The 20,940-nt window shown below is 58.1% G+C and carries 16 protein-coding genes; 8 read left to right on the top strand and 8 right to left on the bottom strand.

Annotated elements, in window-relative coordinates:
- Window positions 1-4 precede the first annotated feature (4 nt).
- The 4 genes from lepB to lptF form a co-directional block, all read right to left on the bottom strand.
- Complete coding sequence (gene lepB, locus BFP92_RS06470) at window positions 5-859, bottom strand: signal peptidase I (RefSeq protein WP_017136294.1); 855 nt, start codon at window positions 857-859, stop codon at window positions 5-7.
- A 5-nt stretch (window positions 860-864) separates the two neighbouring features.
- Window positions 865-2,664 carry a translation elongation factor 4 gene (gene lepA, locus BFP92_RS06465; RefSeq protein ID WP_003210439.1) on the bottom strand — a complete coding sequence of 600 codons (1,800 nt, stop codon included), beginning with the start codon at window positions 2,662-2,664 and terminating at the stop codon, window positions 865-867.
- A gap of 151 nt (window positions 2,665-2,815) precedes the next feature.
- Window positions 2,816-3,895 (bottom strand): LPS export ABC transporter permease LptG, encoded by a 1,080-nt coding sequence (gene lptG / locus BFP92_RS06460; protein WP_065912669.1) that lies wholly within the window; start codon window positions 3,893-3,895, stop codon window positions 2,816-2,818.
- The gene (gene lptF / locus BFP92_RS06455) at window positions 3,888-5,006 is read right to left on the bottom strand and encodes an LPS export ABC transporter permease LptF (RefSeq protein WP_065912667.1); all 1,119 of its coding nucleotides are present in this window, start codon (window positions 5,004-5,006) and stop codon (window positions 3,888-3,890) included. Before lptF ends, lptG begins: the two co-directional genes overlap by 8 nt.
- A gap of 284 nt (window positions 5,007-5,290) precedes the next feature.
- On the opposite strand from lptF, the gene BFP92_RS06450 reads away from it, so the two are divergent.
- The 6 genes from BFP92_RS06450 (at window position 5,291) to rlmF (ending at window position 13,661) form a co-directional block, all read left to right on the top strand.
- Window positions 5,291-6,781, top strand: coding sequence for a leucyl aminopeptidase (locus BFP92_RS06450; RefSeq protein ID WP_065912666.1), 1,491 nt, complete (start codon window positions 5,291-5,293; stop codon window positions 6,779-6,781).
- Between the two features lie 51 nt (window positions 6,782-6,832).
- Window positions 6,833-7,261: a DNA polymerase III subunit chi gene (locus BFP92_RS06445; protein WP_065912665.1), complete on the top strand. Its 429-nt coding sequence runs from the start codon at window positions 6,833-6,835 to the stop codon at window positions 7,259-7,261.
- A gap of 7 nt (window positions 7,262-7,268) precedes the next feature.
- Entirely contained in the window at window positions 7,269-7,664 is a 396-nt protein-coding gene (locus tag BFP92_RS06440) for a DNA polymerase III subunit chi (protein WP_065912664.1), read from the top strand.
- A gap of 171 nt (window positions 7,665-7,835) precedes the next feature.
- Window positions 7,836-9,323 (top strand): hypothetical protein, encoded by a 1,488-nt coding sequence (locus BFP92_RS31070; RefSeq protein WP_139114038.1) that lies wholly within the window; start codon window positions 7,836-7,838, stop codon window positions 9,321-9,323.
- A gap of 301 nt (window positions 9,324-9,624) precedes the next feature.
- Window positions 9,625-12,471, top strand: coding sequence for a valine--tRNA ligase (locus BFP92_RS06430; RefSeq protein WP_065912660.1), 2,847 nt, complete (start codon window positions 9,625-9,627; stop codon window positions 12,469-12,471).
- Between the two features lie 170 nt (window positions 12,472-12,641).
- Window positions 12,642-13,661 (top strand): 23S rRNA (adenine(1618)-N(6))-methyltransferase RlmF, encoded by a 1,020-nt coding sequence (gene rlmF / locus BFP92_RS06425; protein WP_065912659.1) that lies wholly within the window; start codon window positions 12,642-12,644, stop codon window positions 13,659-13,661.
- Window positions 13,662-13,743: 82 nt separating this feature from the next.
- Here the strand turns inward: rlmF and BFP92_RS06420 are convergent, their stop codons facing one another.
- Window positions 13,744-14,025 carry an HU family DNA-binding protein gene (locus BFP92_RS06420; RefSeq protein ID WP_003188840.1) on the bottom strand — a complete coding sequence of 94 codons (282 nt, stop codon included), beginning with the start codon at window positions 14,023-14,025 and terminating at the stop codon, window positions 13,744-13,746.
- A gap of 397 nt (window positions 14,026-14,422) precedes the next feature.
- Here BFP92_RS06420 and yejK point away from each other — a divergent pair, with 397 nt between their 5' ends.
- Both yejK and BFP92_RS06410 read left to right on the top strand, forming a co-directional pair.
- Complete coding sequence (gene yejK / locus BFP92_RS06415) at window positions 14,423-15,427, top strand: nucleoid-associated protein YejK (RefSeq protein ID WP_003171997.1); 1,005 nt, start codon at window positions 14,423-14,425, stop codon at window positions 15,425-15,427.
- Window positions 15,427-15,789: a glutaredoxin family protein gene (locus BFP92_RS06410; protein WP_065912658.1), complete on the top strand. Its 363-nt coding sequence runs from the start codon at window positions 15,427-15,429 to the stop codon at window positions 15,787-15,789. Before yejK ends, BFP92_RS06410 begins: the two co-directional genes overlap by 1 nt.
- 51 nt (window positions 15,790-15,840) lie before the next feature.
- Here the strand turns inward: BFP92_RS06410 and BFP92_RS30190 are convergent, their stop codons facing one another.
- From BFP92_RS30190 to BFP92_RS06395, 3 genes are all read right to left on the bottom strand, one after another.
- Complete coding sequence (locus tag BFP92_RS30190; protein WP_083221706.1) at window positions 15,841-17,055, bottom strand: DUF2599 domain-containing protein; 1,215 nt, start codon at window positions 17,053-17,055, stop codon at window positions 15,841-15,843.
- A 61-nt stretch (window positions 17,056-17,116) separates the two neighbouring features.
- The gene (locus BFP92_RS06400; protein ID WP_170875824.1) at window positions 17,117-18,247 is read right to left on the bottom strand and encodes a DUF2599 domain-containing protein; all 1,131 of its coding nucleotides are present in this window, start codon (window positions 18,245-18,247) and stop codon (window positions 17,117-17,119) included.
- A 382-nt stretch (window positions 18,248-18,629) separates the two neighbouring features.
- Window positions 18,630-20,870 carry a TonB-dependent receptor gene (locus tag BFP92_RS06395; protein ID WP_065912654.1) on the bottom strand — a complete coding sequence of 747 codons (2,241 nt, stop codon included), beginning with the start codon at window positions 20,868-20,870 and terminating at the stop codon, window positions 18,630-18,632.
- Window positions 20,871-20,940: the final 70 nt, after the last annotated feature.

Raw genomic sequence — 20,940 nt, 5'->3', positions numbered from 1 at the left:
TGTATTACTTGATCAGCCCGACCCGCGAGAAGTTCGGCAGGTGGCTGAGCTTGGGTTCGGGCCAGCTCATCCAGACCGCAAAGGCCTTGCCGACAATGTTCTCGTCGGGAACCATGCCCAGCAGGTCCTTGGGAATATTAGGGTCATCCCAATACCGGCTGTCGTTGGAGTTGTCGCGGTTGTCGCCCATCATGAAGTAGTGCCCGGCCGGCACTTTCCATTCGGTGTCGGGCGGCGAGCGGTAGCGGCTCATTTCCTTGCGGATCTGGTGCTCGACCGCGCCAAGTTTTTCCTGATACAGCTCAGCGCTGCCCAGGGTGTTCGGCTCGGTGCCGATCAACTTCTCGGCTACCGACTCACCGTTGACGAACAGGCGCTTGTCGCTGGTGTAGCGAATCACATCGCCCGGCAGGCCGACGACACGCTTGATGTAGTTGACGTTCGGGTCGCTTGGGTAGCGGAACACCATCACATCGCCGCGCTGCGGATCACCGACCGGGATGACCTTCTTGTCGAGCACCGGTAGGCGGATCCCGTAGGAAAACTTGTTCACCAGGATGAAGTCGCCCACGTCCAGGGTGGGTTTCATCGAGCCCGAAGGGATCTGAAACGGCTCCACCAGGAACGAACGCAGCACCAGCACGATGAACAACACCGGGAAGAACGACTTGCCGTATTCAACCAGCAAAGGCTCTTTGTTCAGTTTCTCGATCGCCACCGCATCGGGCTGGCTGACGCTGCCCTGATACGAGGCGATCGCCGCCCGCCGACGCGGGGCGAAGAACACCAGATCGAGCAACGCCAGGAGTCCGCAAACGGCAACGGCGATGACCAGCAACAGCGGGAAATTTAGTGACATAGGACCTAACTATCCAACCTGAGCACTGCAAGGAAGGCTTCTTGTGGAATTTCCACGTTACCCACTTGCTTCATGCGTTTTTTACCGGCCTTTTGCTTCTCAAGCAGCTTGCGCTTACGGCTTACGTCACCGCCGTAGCATTTGGCCAGTACGTTCTTTCTGAGTGCCTTGACGGAGGTCCGTGCAATGATCTGCCCGCCAATGGCGGCCTGGATCGCAACATCGAACATCTGGCGCGGAATCAGTTCTTTCATCTTTTCGGTCAACTGGCGACCTTTGTAGTGCGCGTTGTCCTTGTGCACGATCAGTGCCAGTGCATCCACCTTGTCGCCGTTGATCAACACATCCAGTTTCACCAGATTAGCCGATTGGTAACGGTCGAAATGGTAATCCAGCGAAGCATAGCCGCGACTGGTGGATTTGAGACGGTCGAAGAAGTCCAGAACCACTTCGTTCATCGGCAAATCGTAGGTCACCTGCACCTGGGTACCAAGGAACAACATGTCGTGCTGCACGCCACGTTTTTCGATACACAGGGTAATAACGTTGCCCAAGTGCTCTTGCGGAACCAGGATATTGGCCCGCACGATCGGCTCGCGCATGTCTTCGATAGAGGACAGATCCGGAAGCTTGGACGGGTTGTCGACGTAAATCGTTTCACCGGTTTTCAGCGCCAGCTCAAAAATAACCGTTGGCGCCGTGGTGATCAGGTCCAGGTCGTATTCGCGCTCAAGGCGCTCCTGGATGATCTCCATGTGCAGCATGCCCAGGAACCCGCAACGGAAGCCGAAGCCCAGGGCGTCGGAGCTTTCCGGGGTGTACTGCAACGACGAGTCGTTGAGGGTGAGCTTCTGCAGCGCTTCGCGGAAATCTTCGAAGTCGTCGGAGCTGACCGGGAACAGGCCGGCGTAAACCTGCGGCTGGATGCGTTTGAAGCCCGGTAGCACGTCGACGTCAGGGGTGGAACTCAAGGTCAGGGTGTCACCCACCGGCGCACCGTGAATGTCCTTGATACCGGCGATGATGAAGCCCACTTCACCGGCCTTGAGGTCGGTGGTCGCCGTGTGTTTCGGGTTGAATACACCGACGCTGTCCACCAGGTGGATCTTGCCGGTGGATTTGACCAGGATCTTGTCGCCCTTCTTCACACGGCCGTGGCGCACGCGCACCAGGGAAACAACGCCCAGGTAGTTGTCGAACCAGGAGTCGATGATCAACGCTTGCAGCGGATCTTCGTAGTTGCCGGTCGGCGCAGGAATGGTCTTGACCAGGCGTTCGAGCACTTCGTCAACGCCCAGGCCGGTCTTGGCGCTGCACTCGACGGCGTCGGTGGCGTCAATGCCGATGATTTTTTCGATTTCTTCTTTAACGCGGTCAGGATCGGCCTGGGGCAGGTCGATCTTGTTCAGTACCGGCATGACCTCAAGGCCCTGCTCGATCGCGGTGTAGCAGTTGGCCACGGACTGGGCTTCAACGCCCTGGCCGGCATCGACCACCAGCAAGGCACCTTCACACGCCGCCAGCGAACGGCTGACTTCGTAGGTGAAGTCAACGTGGCCTGGGGTGTCAATGAAGTTCAGCTGGTACTTGATACCGTCTTTTGCGGTGTAGTACAGGGTAACGCTGTGGGCCTTGATGGTGATGCCGCGCTCGCGCTCGAGGTCCATGGAGTCCAGTACCTGGGCTTCCATTTCACGCTCGGCAAGGCCGCCGCACATCTGGATGAATCGATCGGCCAGCGTCGACTTACCATGGTCAATGTGGGCGATGATGGAGAAATTGCGGATATGACTCAAATCACTCACGGATCAACACTCAAAAAGGCTGCAGGCAGATTGCCCGCTGAAAAATAGCCGGGAATTGTACCTGATGCTCGGGCCGGGCGTCATCTTTGCTGACCAGAACAAAAATGCCCCGCTCATGGGAGCGGGGCATTTTTTGTGCATAAGCGCGGTATCAACCGGCCCGGCGCAACAGCCAGAACCCGGCCACGGCACAAATAGCCGTCGGCACCAGCACCGCAAACAGCGGCGAGAAACCGAATACCAGGCTCGACGGCCCAAGCAGGTCCTGGGCGATGCGGAAGGTAAAGCCCACCAGCACGCCGGTAAACACCCGCTGGCCGAGCGTTACCGAACGCAGCGGGCCGAAGATGAACGAAATGGCCATCAACACCAGTGCGGCGGTGACCAGCGGCTGCAACACCTTGACCCAAAATGCCAGCCAGTAACGGCCGTTGTTCAGGCCCTGATCCTTGAGGTAGTGGATATAACTCCACAAACCGGAGATCGGCAGGCTTTCCGGGATCATCACCACGGTATTGAGCAGTTCCGGCTTCAGGGCAATGTCCCACTGCTCGGACGGCACATTGATCACTTCGGTGTAGGCCTTGGTGCCCTGCCCCACATTACGGAAGTACGTCGTGGTGACATCGTACAGCTCCCATTTCCCCTCGTCGTACTGCGCACGCCTGGAGAAACTGGAGGTCAGCATATGCCGCTCTTTGTCGAACGTATAACGCGTCACACCCACCAACAAACCGCCCGGCTGCACGGCGTTGATGTGGATAAACTCATCACCCTGGCGGTGCCACAGGCCGTGCCTGGCGCTCTGCGCATCCCCCGAACCCTGGGCCAGCGCACGATTGGCCTGGGCCGTGGCTTCGGTCGGTGGCGCTACGTACTCACCGATCAACACACTGCACGCCATCAGCAACAGCATGGGTTTCATGACCGCCCAGACGATGCGGCCAATGGAAACGCCCGCCGCCCGCATGATGGTCAGTTCGCTGCTGCTGGCCAGGCTGCCCAGGCCGATCAGGCAACCGATCAGCGCCGCCATCGGCATCATGTCGTAGAGACGACGCGGCGCGGTCAGCGCCACGTAGCTCAGTACGTTGGTGACCGTATAGGTGTCGGTGACGTTGCTCACTTCATCAATAAAGGCAAACAGGCAAGCCAGGCCAAGGATGATGCCCAATACCGCCAGGATGGCGATCAGTACGCTGCTACCAATGTAGCGGTCGAGCTTAGCCACGAGCCAACTCCTTCAGGCCACGACGGCTCTTCATTTTCAAACGGATAGGTTCCCAGTAGAGCAGCCCCAGGCCGATCGCCAGGAAGATCCCGTGCACCCACCACAGGCCCAGGGCTGGCGACAGCTTGCCCTTCTCCAGGGAGCCACGGGCAGAAATCAGGATGGTCAGGTAAGCCATGTACAGCAGGATCGCCGGCAACAGCTTGAGGAAGCGGCCCTGCCGCGGGTTGACCCGCGACAGCGGTACGGCCATCAACGTCACGATAAACACCAGCAGCGGCAGCGAGAGTCGCCATTGCAGCTCGGCAACGGAGCGCAGGTCGGGATTACCGATCAGCGATAGCGTCGGCAGTGCATCGCGGTCGGTGACCTCTTCACTGATGTCCGGTTTGGCCAGCATTACGCCATAAGTGTCGTATTTGACCGCCCGATAGTCCGCCATCCCAGGGCTGCCGTCGTAGCGATAGCCATTTTCCAGGATCAGGTAGCGGTTGCCGTCAGCGCGTATTTCCTGACGGCCGCTGTTGGCTACCAGAATCGAAATACCCCGGTCTTTCTGGTTCAGGCCGAGGTTTTTCTGCGAGATGAACACACCGCCCAGGTTAGAGCGATCTTCCGTCATGGTTTCGGTATAGGTGACCCGCGTGCCGTCGTTGAGCGCCTGGAAGCGCCCGGGCTCCAGGGTATCGAACTCGGTCATCGCGTCCTGCTTGTTCAGCAGCAGTTGGAACTGCATGGCCCCCTGGGGCGCCAGACTCATGCTCAACCAGGCCACCACCAGCGCAACGCCGGTGGCCGGCACCATGGTCATGGCCAGCAGACGCTGCTGGCTCATACCGGTGGCCGAGAGCACGGTCATTTCACTTTCAAGGTAAAGCCGGCCATAGGCCAGCAGGATGCCGAGAAACAGGCCAAGCGGCAGGATCAACTGCAGGAAACCCGGCAGACGAAAGCCCATGATCAGGAACAACGAGCCCGGATCCAGGGCGCCCGAAGCCGCCTGGGCGAGGAATTTGACGAAACGACCACTCATGGTGATGACCAGCAAGACCGCACTCACGGCACTCAGGGTCAACAGGACTTCGCGGGACAGATAACGGAAGACGATCAAACCAGACACTCCAGGGTTGTCAGGCTAAGGCGGCCAAACAAGCAAGCATACCGAGTCGACCCGCATGCACGGACCGGCTAAAAAGATTGCGCATTATCCTGTGATTATCCGCGCCTGTCACGGTGCTTGCTCATGCGCGTGCACAAAGCGCGCTGCAAGGGTTGTCAGGCTGCTCTGGCGAGGTTCAAACTGCGGCCTTTGTCGCGGGCGGTTTACAAAGCTGCCAAGCATCAAAGCCTGCGTACAGACGCCAGGCTCACAGACCTTAAATAAGGGACCCGAAAATGGAATTGGTTGTAAAAAGCGTTAGCCCCGAAACGTTGAAAACCGCCACCCTCGTGGTCGCCGTCGGCGAAGGGCGCAAGCTCGGCGTCGCCGCCAAGCAACTGGACGAACTGAGCGGCGGCGCCATCAGCGCGGTCCTCAAGCGCGGCGACCTGGCCGGCAAAGTCGGTCAAAGCCTGCTGCTGCAAAGCCTGCCCAACCTTAAAGCCGACCGCGTATTGCTGGTGGGCGTGGGCAAGGACACCGAACTGGGCGACCGCCCGTTCCGCAAGATCATCAGCGGTATCCTCGCCACCCTTAAAGGCCTGGGCGGTACCGATGCGGCACTGGCCCTCGACGAAATCGTTGTAAAAGGCCGCGACAGCTATGGCAAGACCCGCCTGCTGGCCGAAAGCCTGGTGGACGGCGGTTACGTCTTCGACCAGTTCAAGAGCCAGAAGGCCGAACCGCGCGCCATCAAAAAAATCACCCTGCTGACCATCAAGGCCGCCCAGGCTGAAGTCGAGCGCGCCGTTACCCACGCCACCGCCATCGCCAACGGCATGTCGTTTACCCGCGACCTGGGCAACCTGCCGCCGAACATCTGCCACCCTACCTACCTGGGCGAACAAGCCAAGGCGCTGGGCAAGGAGTTCAAGGGCCTGAAGGTTGAAGTGCTGGACGAGAAGAAGATCAAGGAACTGGGCATGGGCTCGTTCTATGCCGTGGGCCAGGGCAGCGACCAGCCGCCACGCCTGATCGTGATGCAATACAACGGCGGCAAGAAGTCCGAGAAGCCTTACGCGCTGGTCGGCAAAGGCATCACCTTCGACACCGGCGGCATCAGCCTAAAGCCGGGCGCCGGCATGGACGAAATGAAGTACGACATGGGCGGCGCCGCCAGCGTTTTCGGCACCCTGCGTGCCGTGCTGGAGCTCAAGCTGCCAATCAACCTGGTGTGCATCCTGGCCTGCGCCGAGAACATGCCGAGCGGTGGTGCTGCACGCCCGGGTGACATCGTCACCACCATGAGCGGCCAGACCGTCGAGATCCTCAACACCGACGCCGAAGGCCGTCTGGTGCTGTGCGATGCCCTCACCTACGCCGAACGCTTCAAGCCACAGGCCGTGATCGACATCGCCACCCTGACCGGTGCCTGCGTCGTCGCCCTGGGCGCTCACACTTCGGGCCTGCTGGGTAACAACGACGAGCTGATCGAGCAACTGCTCAGCGCCGGCAAGGCTGCCGACGACCGCGCCTGGCAACTGCCGCTGTTCGATGAGTACCAGGAACAACTGGACAGCCCGTTCGCCGACATCGCCAACATCGGCGGCCCTAAAGCCGGCACCATCACCGCAGCCTGCTTCCTGTCGCGCTTCGCCAAGAACTTCAACTGGGCGCACCTGGACATCGCCGGTACGGCCTGGACCAGTGGCGGCAAGGACAAGGGCGCCAGTGGCCGTCCGGTTCCTCTGTTGACCCAGTACCTGCTGGATCGCGCCAAAGCCTGAAACTGAAAATTCCGGGGTGGCCTGCATGGCGCCCCGGTCTCAGGAACCGCAATGACCCAAGTCGACTTCTATATATTGCCCAGCGCCGATCCATCCGCGCGCCTGGACTTTGCCTGCAAACTCACCGAAAAAGCCTGGCGCATGGGCCATCGCATCTACCTGCATTGCAGCGATGCCGCCCAGCGTGAGGACCTCAACGCCCGCCTGTGGCGCTTCAAGGGCGAAAGCTTTGTGCCACACGGCCCTGCCGAGTCCGAACCCGAAGGCCTGATTGCGCTGGGTTTGGGCGACAGCTGCGGCGATCATCATGACTTGCTGGTTAACCTCGACCTGAAAGTACCGGCCTTTGCCAAGGCGTTTGCCCGTGTGGCGGAAGTGGTGGTCGAAGACCCGGCTATTCGTCAGGCCGCGCGGGAGAGTTTCCGTTTCTACCGCGAACAGGGCTATCCTCTGCAAGATCACCGGCTACAACGACTTTGAGCACACGATGGACACTCCAAACCCGCTGAAAAAAGACGACCACTTGCTGGACGACCTGGAGTCGATCCGTCAATTGCTCGGTGATGATGAGTTGCAACCGCCGCTGCTGACCGAATCGGTCGAGAGCGAAGTACAGATTCCGCTGTTGTTCGACATGGTCGGTGGCAAACCCGCCGCGCCGGCGCCGGTTGCTGCAGCCACGGTTGTTGAACCCGTGCCTGCCGCGCCGACCGTCGAAAAGGCGCCTGACGCCTTGCTGCTGCACCTGGACAACGAACTGCGCGCCGCCGCGCAACTGATCATGCAGGATGTGATCGACGACTTTGCACCGCATATTGAAGCCGAGATCAAACGGCGGATGGATGCGCGTATGGAGCGGTTGCTCAATCAGTATCAGTCTTGATCCAGGATGCCTGTCCAGAATGCCTATGTCGCGACGCGGTCGGTGCCAAGGAGGGCATGCATCCACTCACATCATGACATGACCACCTGTCGTAACTGGTATTTCTAACAGTAGATGCACCAGCGATTTGGGCCAAAGCTCATCTGAAATTATTCCTTGTCGGAGATTTAGATGATGGGCGTTCCTACTCAGTTTTATCCAATTACCGAATGGACAGCTGCGCAATTCCCGATTTTCTTCGGCGAAGGAATTCCAGGCCAACCTGTCACCATATGCCAATCAAATACCGATCTAGTCGTTGCACAAACAACCGTCGATGCAAACGGCAATTGGCTGACCCAATCCAAAATAGCACTGCCTTTTGGCCCCTATTCAGTTACCGCCTATTACGACCTGAGCCAAGGGTATGCACCCAATCTTCCTTTTCACGTTGGCTCTCTTCCTCAAATAACCGGAAACGGACCCTCTGAGTCAGATAACTCCCCCGTTCTCACCAGCCTGACTATCGTTGACTCCCTTCGCCCGCAGCTTACAGGGACGGCACCACCGAATGCGACTGTCGTGATTGCCCATTCGGGTGGCAGCGTTTACTACGCTTCAGTGGGTGCGGACAGTAATGGCTATTGGGAAGCCACACCCACTACTGACCTTGTCGTTGATGCCAATAACTGGGTGGACCTTGCTCTAATCGCGAAAGATGCCGAGGGCAACGCCATATCGTCTTGGGTGGGTGTGCAGTTGACGGTTTTATTGACGAGCACTGGGGGCGGCACCATGGCCGATGGCACCCCACCTGTCATCACCAGCCCGGCCAACAACAGCTCCGCCCAGACACTCCGACCAACATTCACCGGCAAAGCCGCGCCCAACGCCAGGATTGGTGTGCACAATGATGCCGTCAACGTCTACTACGGCGATTGTTATGCCGACGCCAACGGCAACTGGACCTACCCATTTCCTCAAGATCTTGCACCTGGCCAGGTCACGTTGAAGTTCGGCCAGTTCAGTCAATTCGCTAGGCTATCGGCCGATACGGCCCATACGCTTAACATCGCACTATCTGGTTCTGGCAACGCCCTGCCGCCGGGCAGCCCACCCAGACTCACCAGCCCCACCACCGTCAACTCACTGCGCCCCTTGCTGACCGGCAAAGCGGCGCCCAATGCCATCGTCTATGTTTTTCTTGAAGGCGGCAGCGTTTTGTTCGGCAACCCTCAGGCGGACAGCAACGGTGATTGGCAACTGCAACTGAGTCAGGACATCTACTCCAGCTCGACGCCACTGGCCCTGGCGGAATTCAATGCCAACGGTGCTCAGGTGTCTGGCTGGACAGCAGTCACCCTGACCATGAGCACGGCATCAACCAGTAACGCCTTGCCTTCCGGCAGCGCGCCTCAACTCACCAGCCCCACCACCGTCAACTCACTGCGCCCCTTGCTGACCGGCAAAGCGGCGCCCCATGCCATCGTCTATGTTTTTCTTGAAGGCGGCAGCGTTTTGTTCGGCACACCTCAAGCGGACAGCAACGGTGATTGGCAACTGCAACTGAGTCAGGACATCTACTCCAGCTCGACGCCACTGGCCCTGGCGGAATTCAATGCCAACGGTGCTCAGGTGTCTGGCTGGACAGCAGTTACCCTGACCATGAGCAAGACATAACCGGTCTGGTCGCACGGTAGCTGGTGACGCGCGAAGCACAATGACTCAGCGTGCGGTACCAGCGACCAAGCGCCCATTTCACGGGGCTAAATCGGTCTGAACAGCAGCGTATTGCCAGAATGGGCTTACGTAACAATTACCCTCGCTCAAAAAGAGAGTGCCAGCCTGTGTAATCCACATCGAGTTCAACCGGGTGATGCAGTTTTTTACATCGCCCATCACCTCGCCCTACGCGCGCTGGCTCATCCCCGCTATACTTCCCGGCTTTTCCTGAATAAATGCCAATAGGGTCCCGCCGCGCATGGATAAGACCTACCAGCCGCACGCCATTGAAACTTCCTGGTACAACACCTGGGAGTCCGAGAACTATTTCGCCCCGCAAGGCGCGGGCGAGTCCTACACCATCATGATTCCGCCACCGAACGTCACTGGCAGCCTGCACATGGGCCATGGCTTCAACAATGCGATCATGGATGCGTTGATCCGTTTCCGCCGCATGCAGGGCCGCAACACCCTGTGGCAACCGGGTACCGACCACGCCGGTATCGCCACGCAAATGCTGGTGGAACGCCAGCTGGAAGCCACCGGCCAGAACCGTCACGACTTGGGCCGCGAGAAATTCCTGGAAAAGATCTGGGAATGGAAAGATCAATCCGGCGGCAATATCAGCCGTCAGATCCGTCGCCTGGGTTCGTCTGTGGACTGGAGCCGCGAGCGCTTCACCATGGACGACGGCCTGTCGGAGTCGGTGAAAGAGGCCTTCGTGCGCCTGCATGAAGACGGCCTGATCTACCGCGGCAAGCGCCTGGTCAACTGGGACACCAAGTTGCACACGGCAATTTCCGACCTCGAAGTGGAAAACCACGACGAGAAAGGCTTCCTGTGGAACCTCAAGTACCCGTTGGCCGACGGCGCCAAAACCGCCGAGGGCAACGACTACCTGATCGTCGCCACTACCCGTCCGGAAACCATGCTCGGTGACGCCGCCGTTGCAGTTAACCCGAACGACGAGCGCTACCAGGCGCTGATCGGCAAATTCGTTGAGCTGCCGCTGGTTGGCCGTCGTATCCCGATCATTGCGGACGAGTACTGCGACCCCGAGTTCGGCACCGGCTGCGTGAAAATCACCCCGGCCCACGATTTCAACGACTACGAAGTCGGCAAGCGCCACAATCTGCCGCTGCTGAACATCTTCGACAAAAACGCCGCCGTGTTGCCGGCCTGCCAGGTGTTCAACCTGGACGGCACGCTTAACGACAGCATCGACGGCAAGATCCCGGCCGAATACGCCGGCCTCGACCGTTTTGAAGCGCGCAAGCAGATCGTTGCTGCGTTTGACGCCGCCGGTTTGCTGGTGAGTGTTGACGACCACGGCCTCAAAGTGCCGAAGGGCGACCGTTCCGGCACGGTGATCGAGCCGTGGCTGACCGACCAGTGGTACGTGTCCACCAAACCATTGGCCGAGCCTGCGATTGCTGCCGTGGAAGACGGCCGCATCCAGTTCGTGCCTAAACAGTACGAAAACATGTACTTCTCGTGGATGCGTGACATCCAGGATTGGTGCATCAGCCGTCAACTGTGGTGGGGCCACCGCATTCCGGCCTGGTACGACGAGTCGGGCAAGGTCTATGTCGGTCGCGATGAAGCCGAAGTGCGTGCCAAGCACAACCTCGGCGCGGACATCGCCCTGCAACAGGACAACGACGTACTCGACACCTGGTTCAGCTCGGGCTTGTGGACCTTCTCGACCCTGGGCTGGCCACAGCAGACCGAGTTCCTGAAGAAATTCCACTCCACCGACGTGCTGGTTACCGGTTTCGATATCATTTTCTTCTGGGTTGCCCGGATGATCATGCTCACCATGCACTTGGTGAAGAACGAAGACGGCACGCCGCAAGTACCGTTCAAGACCGTGTACGTGCACGGCCTGGTGCGTGATGGCCAGGGCCAGAAGATGTCCAAGTCCAAGGGCAACGTCCTGGACCCGCTGGACATCATCGACGGCATCGACCTGGAAACCCTGGTGCAAAAACGCACCTCGGGCCTGATGCAGCCGAAACTGGCGAAGAAGATCGAGAAGCAGACCCGCGACGAGTTCGCCGACGGCATCGCCAGCTACGGCACCGACGCCCTGCGTTTCACCTTCTGCTCGTTGGCCTCCACCGGTCGCGACATCAAGTTCGACATGGGCCGCGTCGAAGGCTATCGCAACTTCTGCAACAAGATCTGGAACGCCGCGCGCTACGTGCTGGATAAAGGCGAAGACTGCGGTCAGAACGGCGAAGCCGTCGAACTGAGCCTGGCCGATCGCTGGATCATCTCGCAGTTGCAGCGCACCGAAGCCGAAGTGACCCGCCAACTCGACCAGTTCCGTTTCGACCTGGCCGCACAGGCCTTGTACGAGTTCATCTGGAACCAGTATTGCGACTGGTACCTGGAACTGTCCAAGCCCGTGCTGTGGGACGAAAACTCGCCGATCGAACGCCAGCGCGGCACCCGCCGCACCCTCGTGCGCGTACTCGAAGTGGCGCTGCGCCTGGCGCACCCGTTCATGCCGTTCATCACCGAAGAGATCTGGCAGCGCATCGCGCCGCTGGCCGGTATCGAAGGCAAGACCATCATGCTGCAACCTTGGCCGGTGGCCAATGAAGCGCGCATCGATGAGGCGGCCGAAAGTGATATCGAATGGCTCAAGACCCTGATGATGGGCACGCGTAACATCCGTGCCGAGATGAACATCGGGCCGGGCAAGCCGTTGGCAGTGTTTGTGAAGAACGCCAGTGCCGAAGATCAGCGTCGCCTCACCGAGAACGATGCGCTGCTCAAGAAGCTGGCGAAGCTGGAGTCGATCACCGTGTTGGCTGCCGATGAAGATGCACCGCTGTCTGCCACTGCATTGGTTGGCGAGATGGAAGTGCTGGTGCCGATGGCCGGTTTGATCGACAAGGGCGCTGAGCTGGCGCGTCTTGATAAGGAAATCGCGCGCCTGCAAGGTGAAGTGCAGCGAGTGGGCGGCAAGCTGTCCAACGCGGCGTTTGTCGACAAGGCGCCGGCTGAGGTGATCGATAAGGAGCGTGCCAAGTTGGCTGAAGCGGAACAGGCTTTGGGCAAACTGGCCGAGCAACATGCGCGGATTTCCAGTCTGTAAGCTGGAAACTGTGTGAAAAAAGAGACCTTCGGGTCTCTTTTTTCTGGGGGTTTGAAAACCCAATCAGGGTGGGAGCGGGCTTGCCCGCTCCCACATTTAAACCGAGGTCAACTTCGGAATGTGTGACAATACCCGCCACTTTTGAAAAAAACCCAGAATCGACGCAGCCAATGACCGCCCCCAGCACACCCAAGCCTCCGCGCAAGAAGCCTAAAACCGCCGCCCCGACCAAGCCCGTCGCGCCGCGCAAAGAGGCTACCCTGCACCCGCGCAACCGCCACACAGGCCGTTACGACTTCCCGGCGCTGATCAAGACCACGCCGGAACTGGCGAAATTCGTGATCATCAACCCGTATGGCAAAGAGAGCATCGACTTCGCCAGCCCGGACGCGGTGCGGGTGTTCAACCGGGCACTGCTCAAGTCGTTCTATGGCATCCAGCATTGGGATATCCCGCAGGATTACCTCTGCCCGCCGGTACCGGGGCGTGCCGACTATGTGCACTTCCTCGCCGACCTGCTGGCCAGCGTCAACGACGGCAAGATTCCACGCGGCTCCATCGTCAAGGTGCTGGACATCGGCATGGGCGCCAACTGCGTCTACCCGCTGATCGGCTATATGGAGTACCGCTGGAATTTCCTCGGCTCCGAGGTCGACCCTATCGCGGTGGCCGCCGCCAGGGCCATCGTGCAGTCCAATGACCTGAGCAAGGTCATCCAGTTGCGCCAGCAGCCCAACCCCAAGCAGATCCTGCTGGGCTTGCTGGAGCCGGGTGAGCGCTTTGACCTGACCATGTGCAACCCGCCGTTCCACGCGTCCATGGACGAAGCCACCAAGGGCAGCGAGCGCAAATGGCGTGCGCTGGGCAAGGCCGATCCCAAGCGCAAGCTGCCGGTGCTGAACTTCGGCGGTCAATCGGCGGAGCTGTGGTGTGAAGGCGGCGAAGCGCGTTTTGTGACGCAGTTGATCGCCGAGAGCGCGCACTTTGCTCACAAGGTGCTGTGGTTCAGCACACTGGTGTCAAAAGCGTCGAACTTGCCAGCGATCGAGACAGCCCTGAAAAAAGCCGGCGTGCTGGAAAGCCAGGTGGTGGAGATGTCCCAGGGCCAGAAGCAAAGCCGTTTTGTGGCCTGGACCTTCCAGACCAAGAACGAGCAGCAGATCTGGCGCCAGCGCTGGGTTCGCGACTAGCCACAGAAAGCCCTGCACACATCGCAGGCAACAAAAAACCGTGCCCGGATCGCTCCGAGGCACGGTTTTTTTTTGCTGCGTCTTACTTGTTAACAGCGTCGGTCAGGCCTTTGGCCACAACCAGCTTGATAACTTTCTTGGCAGCGATTTCGATGGCAGCGCCAGTCGAAGGGTTACGGCCAGTACGGGCTGGACGCTCGGTCACTTTCAGTTTGCCAACGCCTGGCAGAGTGATTTCGCCGCCGTTTTCCAGCTGATCAGCAACAACTTGGCTCAGTTGGTCCAGCAGAGCGCGCACGGTAGTTTTCGGTGCGTCTACTGCTTCAGCCAGGTCAGCGATCAGTTGGTCTTTAGTAATAGCCATTGTGGTGTTCCTTCCCTATCAAATTCATATGGATTGCAGAGTGCAGTGTCAGCCGTCGAGCCCGACCGTCATGGCCTGGCACCCCAGGCCTACAACCACGGAGATCGGGGTTATAGATGCTTGAAACGGGGATTGGTTCGACCTGACAGATGCTGAATGCACGCTTAACGCCGAGACTTGGCGTAAGACGGGGCAAAACTAGCACAGAGACGGGGAAATATCCGCCTCAACATACCCATTTGGTCAGCTTTATCGCTCTAAACCGTGAAAAAAAGGCATATGGGCCGTCGGAGGTCGTGCAAAACTGCCTTGCAGGCGCGTCTTGGCCAATGGGTGCGGTACACTGGGCGACTTTTGGGGGAGGCCCACCGCTCCCCTTCAACCAGCCGAGAAGCCTATGCCGATCCGTCATTGCATTGTTCACCTGATCGACAAAAAACCCGACGGCACACCTGCAGTTCTGCATGCCCGCGATTCGGAGCTGTCCGAATCCGCCGCCATCGAGAACATGCTGGCCGACCTCAACGAGAGCTACAACGCCAAACAAGGCAAGGCCTGGGGTTTCTTCCATGCCGAGTCCGGCGCGCACCCGTTCAGCGGCTGGTTGAAGGAGTATTTCGACGGTGGCCAGGATTTCACCACCTTCAGCCGCACGGCGGTCGAGCACCTGCAAAAGCTGATGGAGGAGTCCAACCTCTCCACCGGCGGCCACGTGCTGTTTGCCCACTATCAACAAGGCATGACCGATTACCTGGCCATCGCCCTGCTGCACCACAGCGAAGGCGTGGCAGTGACCGATGAGCTGGACGTGACCCCGTCGCGCCACCTGGATCTGGGCCAGTTGCACCTGGCGGCGCGCATCAACGTCTCCGAGTGGCAGAACAACAAGCAGTCCAAGCAGTACATCTCGTTTATCAAGGGCAAGAACGGCAAGAAGGTCTCGGAGTACTTCCGCGACTTTATTGGCTGCCAGGAAGGCGTCGACGGCCCGGGCGAGACCCGCACCCTGCTCAAGGCCTTCAGTGACTTTGTTGAAAGCGAAGACCTGCCGGACGAGTCCGCCCGCGAAAAAACCAAAACCCTGGTGGACTACGCCAGCAGCCAGGCCAAGCTTGGCGAGCCCATGGGCCTGGAAGAACTGTCGGGCTTGATCGATGAAGATCGGCCAAAAGCGTTCTACGACCATATCCGCAACAAGGATTACGGCCTGTCACCGGAAATTCCGGCCGACAAACGCACCCTCAACCAGTTCCGCCGCTTCACCGGCCGCGCTGAAGGCCTGTCAATCAGCTTTGAAGCGCACCTGCTGGGTGACAAGATCGAATACGACGAAGCCGCCGGCACCTTGATCATCAAGGGCCTGCCGACCCAACTGACCGACCAGCTCAAGCGCCGCAACTGATGCTGGGCGGGGTGCTCAAGAAAGTCCTGCTGGTGTTGCTGGTGGTGGTAGTCATCCAGAACTGGGGCAAGATCGAGCGGCTGTTCAACCCCTCGCAGGTGGTTTCGGAGCAGGTACGCGCCTCGGCGCGCGTGGTGCTCTACTCCACCGAGTGGTGCGGCTACTGCAAGCAGATCCGGCGCTTTCTGGACCAGAAAGGGGTGCCGTACCAGGCATTCGATATCGAGAAGGATGCCCAGGCGCGCAAGGTGTATGAGGCGCTGGGTGGCGGCGGGATTCCATTTGTGGAGGTCAATGGCACGTTGATTCGGGATTTTGACGCCCGCGCAATAATGAAGGCGCTAGACTCCACTGCCCTTTAGTGACTGGCAAGGCGTTCTAACGAATGCCTTGCCAGCCAAACGCTCATCACTTCAGTACGACGAGTTGCAACCGTTGTCCTCGGCCACTTGCTCTGTGGTGTCCTTACGACGAGGCTCAAGGTTCCAGGGGGTTTTGCCCCGCGCGATACGGTAATGGCAGACCAATTGCCTGCGCATGCTGCCATTGTCGTTGTTTTTCCACTGCGGATCGTTCCCGAACTTTTTCTCCAGTTCAGCGTAAACCGCTTCGGTTCTATCAGCCTGGGCATCCCTGCCATATTGCGTGGGCGTGACGGACAGGCTCCACTCAATCCTATTACGACTGCCTGGGTCGGGTCTTTGCACCCAAACGGCCGACTGAATGTACTGAGCAGACGGGGTAGGTGAGCACTGCTGGTCAGCTGGCAGGTACACGAACCTAGCGTCTTGAGCCTGGGTCTGTGGCAAGGACAGTTGAATGATCGGCAGGCAAATGCCTGCAGCACCGAGAAAGTCCTTCTGATCAAATCGCGCATCTGGCAAACCACCCGCCAGGTAAAACAACGCCTGGATGGGCAGTGTCTTGGGCTGGGTTGAATCCCATGTAGCCAGGCGCATTTCATTCTGTTGATCAAACAGGGTCGTATCCTTGCTGAGCACCTCGATAAATGCCTGGAATGACTGCGTACCTTTTTCATTCGCCTCGTCACGCACATTAAAGGCACACTGATTAACGTTGGCGTGGCCATCCTTTAGATGTTTGGTCACCCACTGATCAGCGTTGATAATGCCCTGTTCATAACAAACGCGACTATCTGAAGTTGCCAAGGTATTCACACCGCAACCTTGTGCAGTGCGCCTATCAGATACGCCGTCTTCCGGGAATGCGCAGAGCACCTGCACAGGTTTTTTATCGGGGGGCGTCAGCAGTGGTGGGTAAACAAAGTTCCCATTGTTTTCATGACGCACCAGGCGTTTGAACTTGGCATCTCGCCGAAGATAGGAATATGACCAGCCACCGCTGGCTTTGGTGTTGGGACTGGGGTCCCAAAACTTATAAGCTGCCGAGGGTGTGGTTGCCCTGAGTATCGCACCGTTTACCGTAAACCCGGGTATCGAATTACGACTAAAGTACATACGGGTATCGTTGTAACGAATCGTCAAATCAGCGGCAACTTGCTGACCGACTGCATCGCCGGTGACGTCAGCAAAAACGTATCCTGCCCAAATACTAGTAAATAGTGCATTGACACACAAAACAGCCACCGTGCAATTAGTTTTTTTCATAACGATGTCTTCACTATTAATTGAAAGCAAGCACTCGCGCTCTGTTCACAGCACTTCATGTTCAGAAAGGATTACACCCGGCGGCGACAGCTTGCTCCTGCGACACATCAGGCCTGAAGGGTTCAAGGTTATAAACGTCCTTTGTACGATAATTCGTCAACACACAGACCAATTGCCGCCGCATACCGCCTTTATTCTCTGCGATCCACTGAGGGTCATTTGAATAGTTGGCAACCAGTTCCGCATAGAACTTATCAGTCTGGTTCGCTTGACTTAACCTGCCGCAATCGGTTGGCGTAATTTCCAATGTCCAGCGGTTAGCCTTCACGTCCGAATCAGGCCGGTTCACCCATCGCGCCTTATCGACAAATCGGCGACACATCACTTTATCCAGCGGGGCTTGGTCAGCGGGCGAGTAGAAGAACGTTGCATCGTCGGCTGGCGTCTTCGGCAGCGTCAATCTGATGATCGGGCGGAAATGGCCGGAATCTTCATACAGAGCCATCTGATCTTTTTGCGCTTCCGCTTTTCCAGCCTCTGACGGAGCACCCGTTACAGGGTCCTGGCTGATCCAGAAAATCGCCCAGATCGGCACACGACTGCCATCGCTTTGAGGCCAGGACTTTATTCGGACTTCGTTATTGCTATAACCCACAGTACCAAAATGCTGGTTCCTCACCTCCTCAAGCTGATGCGTATTTACAAATTGCATAAAGGCAACCGCCCCGGCAGCCACGGAGGGACTCACATCAAACCCGCACTGCCGATGATAGGATTTTTTATTGTCCAGGTAATCTTTTAGCCAAGCCTCCGCTGTCGTGATATTAGCAACTTGGCAACTACGTTCTATTTGGACCGTTTTGTCCGAGTCTCCACAACCGTTGTCAGTTCGGAAGGCTGACGCGGCATCCAACGGAAATGCACACAACACATCAAGCCTGAGGTAGTCAGCAGGGATATCGAACATTGCACGCATGATATATCCATGCCGATGATCATTCGCTAATTGACGCAACTTTGCGTCCTTGCGTATCCAGGAAAAGGCGGTGGCTTGAACTGACGCAGGCCCGTAGTTCCAAAATCGATAAGCGTCAGAATACACAGTGCCACGTAAAAACACACCAGAACATAAAAAACTTGGGCGCTTAGGCGTTCCGCAATCAGCAACTTCTTTATTGTAAGCTGCAGACATGTCAAATACAGCCGCGGCGCCCACCTGGTCATGAGTCAAATACTGAGCGTTCGCGGGACTTCCCAAAAAACCAAAAAAAACGAGCCCAATATAATAAATTATTGTTCTTCGCATTGTATGAACCTGCTGGTAGCGGAGGAGTAAAATCACACCTAATAAAACCGCACCAGCAGGCGCATTTCTACTGTTAAAACTAACAGTCAGCTAAACCAAATAGCCATAAAAATTTGTAATCATTATTCCGAATAACACTGAGAAAAACTACGCACTGCCAACTTTCACAGTGTCAGAGAGCGCAGTTATAAGATAGCGCTCGCCGACCTTGGCTTGCCGGTCAGCCAGCGCGACACTCCCCCGATAACAGGTTCGTCCAGCCTGGACGTTAAAAGTTAGCCTCCAACGACACCATCGCCGTGCGCTCCTCGCCCACGTTGTAATACGCCGTACTTGGCGCCAGGCCGTTTACCGGCGCCGAGTTGAACGACACGGTGCGCGCCGAGCTCAGGTATTCCTTGTCGAACACGTTAAGCATCGACAGCCGCAAGGTCGCAGACTTGATCACCTTCTTGTCCACCGGCAAGTAGATACCGGCATTCAGGTCCACCACAGTGCGCCCGGAGATTTTTTCGTCGTTGGTCAAATCGCCGTAGAAACTGCCGACGTATTTGCCCGCCACGTTGCCGTAAAAACGCGAGTCGTCGTAGCCAAACACCAGGTTGAACATGTTTTCCGGCACGTTGGCCAGTTGCTTGCCGGCGGTGGGCAACAACACGTTCTTGCTGAGCAGATTGTCTTTCTGTTCCGACTGGGTGTAGGTGTAGGACGCGTAGTAGTTGAAGTGATGCGGCAACAGCCCGCTCCACTCCAGCTCCAGGCCTTTGTTGTCGACTTTGCCGACGTTGATCACCGCGTAGTCGCCGTTGAGGTCGGTGGTCGACAACTGACGGTCCTTGAAGCTGATGTAGAACAGCGTCGCGCTCAGCGCAATATCGTCTTCGGTGAAGCGCCAGCCCAGTTCCTGGTTCCAGCTCAGCTCGGGCTTGAGGCTTACCGAGTCGCCCTTGTTGTACAGCACGTAGTTCGGCGGCGTGCGCATGTTGCGGGTGACGTTGTAGAACGCCTGGTTGCTCTCGTCAACCTGGTACTTGGCGCTGAAGTTCGGCAGAAACTGGTGGTAACGGGTGTTACGTTTTTCCGGTTTGTCGTACAGGCTGCCCAGGTTGTTGCCGTCGCGCTCGACGTACTGGTAGGCCACGCCGCCGACAAAACTCAGGTCTGGCGTGGCTTGCCAGCTGTCCTGCACCCAGAGCTTTTGCGACGGTGTGATGGTGTAGTAATGACGGCCTTGAACCGTCGCGCCGTTCTTGTCGACCACCTGGCCGCCACCGTTGTAGTCGCCCCACACATCATCGGGTGCGCCTTCGCCGTTGATGCCGATAAACGGCTGGCTCTGGCGCTGGCGTGCGCGCTCATACCAGTAGCCGTAGTCCAGGCTGTGTGCTTCGTTGATGTCCCACTTCATTTTGGCGGTGACGCCCGGGCGCCAGGTTTCGGTCCACGAAGGGCGGTAGTAGTTGAGCGACTTGAGGTTGCTCAGGTCATAGTTGCCGGCCTTGTCGGACTTCGGCCCCAGGTTCGACGCGGTCTGGCCGCTGAAGCTGCCACCGTTGGCCCAGTAGTAATAAGGCGTGACCGTCAGCGCCAGGTTGTCCTGCAGCTGCCAGCGCTGGGTGAGCGTGGCGTTGACGCTTTCGAAGGGGTTGCGGTTGAGCTTGTAGGAAGACGACAGCAAACCGGACTTGTACACCGGGGTTTCCGAGTAATCCTTGCGCCGCCCGTCGGTGTCGAACTGCGACTTGCTCAAGGAGTTGTAGTTGTAGTTTTCCTGGTTGTTGTACTTGATCGTGGCCAGTGTGGAGTTGCCGCTGCCGTCTTCAAACAGGCTGCTCCACTCGACCTTGTCGCTGCGCAGCGTGCCTTTGCCGCGCCACTTGTCGCCTTCCAGGTGCGAGGCCGAGACCCAGGTCTTGAGGCCGCCGAAATCGCCGGTATTGACCCGCACGAAAGTCTTGCGCAAGTCGTTGGCGCCGACGATCTGCTTGGCAAACACCCCGGCTTCTTTGGTCGGCCGAAGGGTGATCATGCCGATGTTGCCACCGCTGGAGCCGATGTGCGGGCCGTCGGCTTCCGAAGAGCCTTGGGTGGCAAACACTTCCGCGAGGTTTTCCGGGTCGCCCAATTGGTTGGAATAGACGCTGTAGTTGCCCGAATCGTTGATCGGCACGCCATCGACGGAAACCCCGATCTGGTCGGAGTTCATGCCGCGCATGGTGAAGTTGGTGCCGCTGGTGCCACTGGCGTCATCACTGGAAACGTTGATGCCCGGCGTGTATTTGAGCTTGTCGATGGCGTTGGCGGTCGACGACATCTGGTCCATGGCTTCCTTGGTCACCGTCGACCGCGCCTTGGCACTTTCTTCGCGGATCATGTGGCCGTTGCCCAGGGTCTGTTTGCCGGCGATGTCCACCGAGCCGACGTCCTGCGTGGTGTCTGCCAAAACCAATGGCGCAAAGCTACCTAGGCCCGATGCAAAAAGCAGGGCAGAGAGTGTGTTGATCTTCACAAGTAGATCCCTTACGTGCATCTATCTGTTGTTATGGAGGGCGGTACTGGCTGTCAGAACCGGGTGAACG

Origin of the sequence: Pseudomonas sp. 58 R 3, from assembly GCF_900006605.1 — a bacterium.
Taxonomy (GTDB): domain Bacteria; phylum Pseudomonadota; class Gammaproteobacteria; order Pseudomonadales; family Pseudomonadaceae; genus Aquipseudomonas; species Aquipseudomonas salomonii.
Note: the sequence above shows the minus strand (reverse complement) of the source record. Positions and strands in the feature narration are given on the sequence as shown.

Coding starts and splice junctions, on each gene's coding strand:
- lepB (WP_017136294.1), bottom strand. CDS start 859: ATGTCACTAAATTTCCCGCTGTTGCTGGTCATCGCCGTTGCCGTTTGC.
- BFP92_RS06450 (WP_065912666.1), top strand. CDS start 5,291: ATGGAATTGGTTGTAAAAAGCGTTAGCCCCGAAACGTTGAAAACCGCC.
- BFP92_RS06445 (WP_065912665.1), top strand. CDS start 6,833: ATGACCCAAGTCGACTTCTATATATTGCCCAGCGCCGATCCATCCGCG.
- BFP92_RS06440 (WP_065912664.1), top strand. CDS start 7,269: ATGGACACTCCAAACCCGCTGAAAAAAGACGACCACTTGCTGGACGAC.
- BFP92_RS31070 (WP_139114038.1), top strand. CDS start 7,836: ATGATGGGCGTTCCTACTCAGTTTTATCCAATTACCGAATGGACAGCT.
- BFP92_RS06430 (WP_065912660.1), top strand. CDS start 9,625: ATGGATAAGACCTACCAGCCGCACGCCATTGAAACTTCCTGGTACAAC.
- rlmF (WP_065912659.1), top strand. CDS start 12,642: ATGACCGCCCCCAGCACACCCAAGCCTCCGCGCAAGAAGCCTAAAACC.
- BFP92_RS06420 (WP_003188840.1), bottom strand. CDS start 14,025: ATGGCTATTACTAAAGACCAACTGATCGCTGACCTGGCTGAAGCAGTA.
- yejK (WP_003171997.1), top strand. CDS start 14,423: ATGCCGATCCGTCATTGCATTGTTCACCTGATCGACAAAAAACCCGAC.
- BFP92_RS06410 (WP_065912658.1), top strand. CDS start 15,427: ATGCTGGGCGGGGTGCTCAAGAAAGTCCTGCTGGTGTTGCTGGTGGTG.
- BFP92_RS30190 (WP_083221706.1), bottom strand. CDS start 17,055: ATGAAAAAAACTAATTGCACGGTGGCTGTTTTGTGTGTCAATGCACTA.
- BFP92_RS06400 (WP_170875824.1), bottom strand. CDS start 18,247: ATGTCTGCAGCTTACAATAAAGAAGTTGCTGATTGCGGAACGCCTAAG.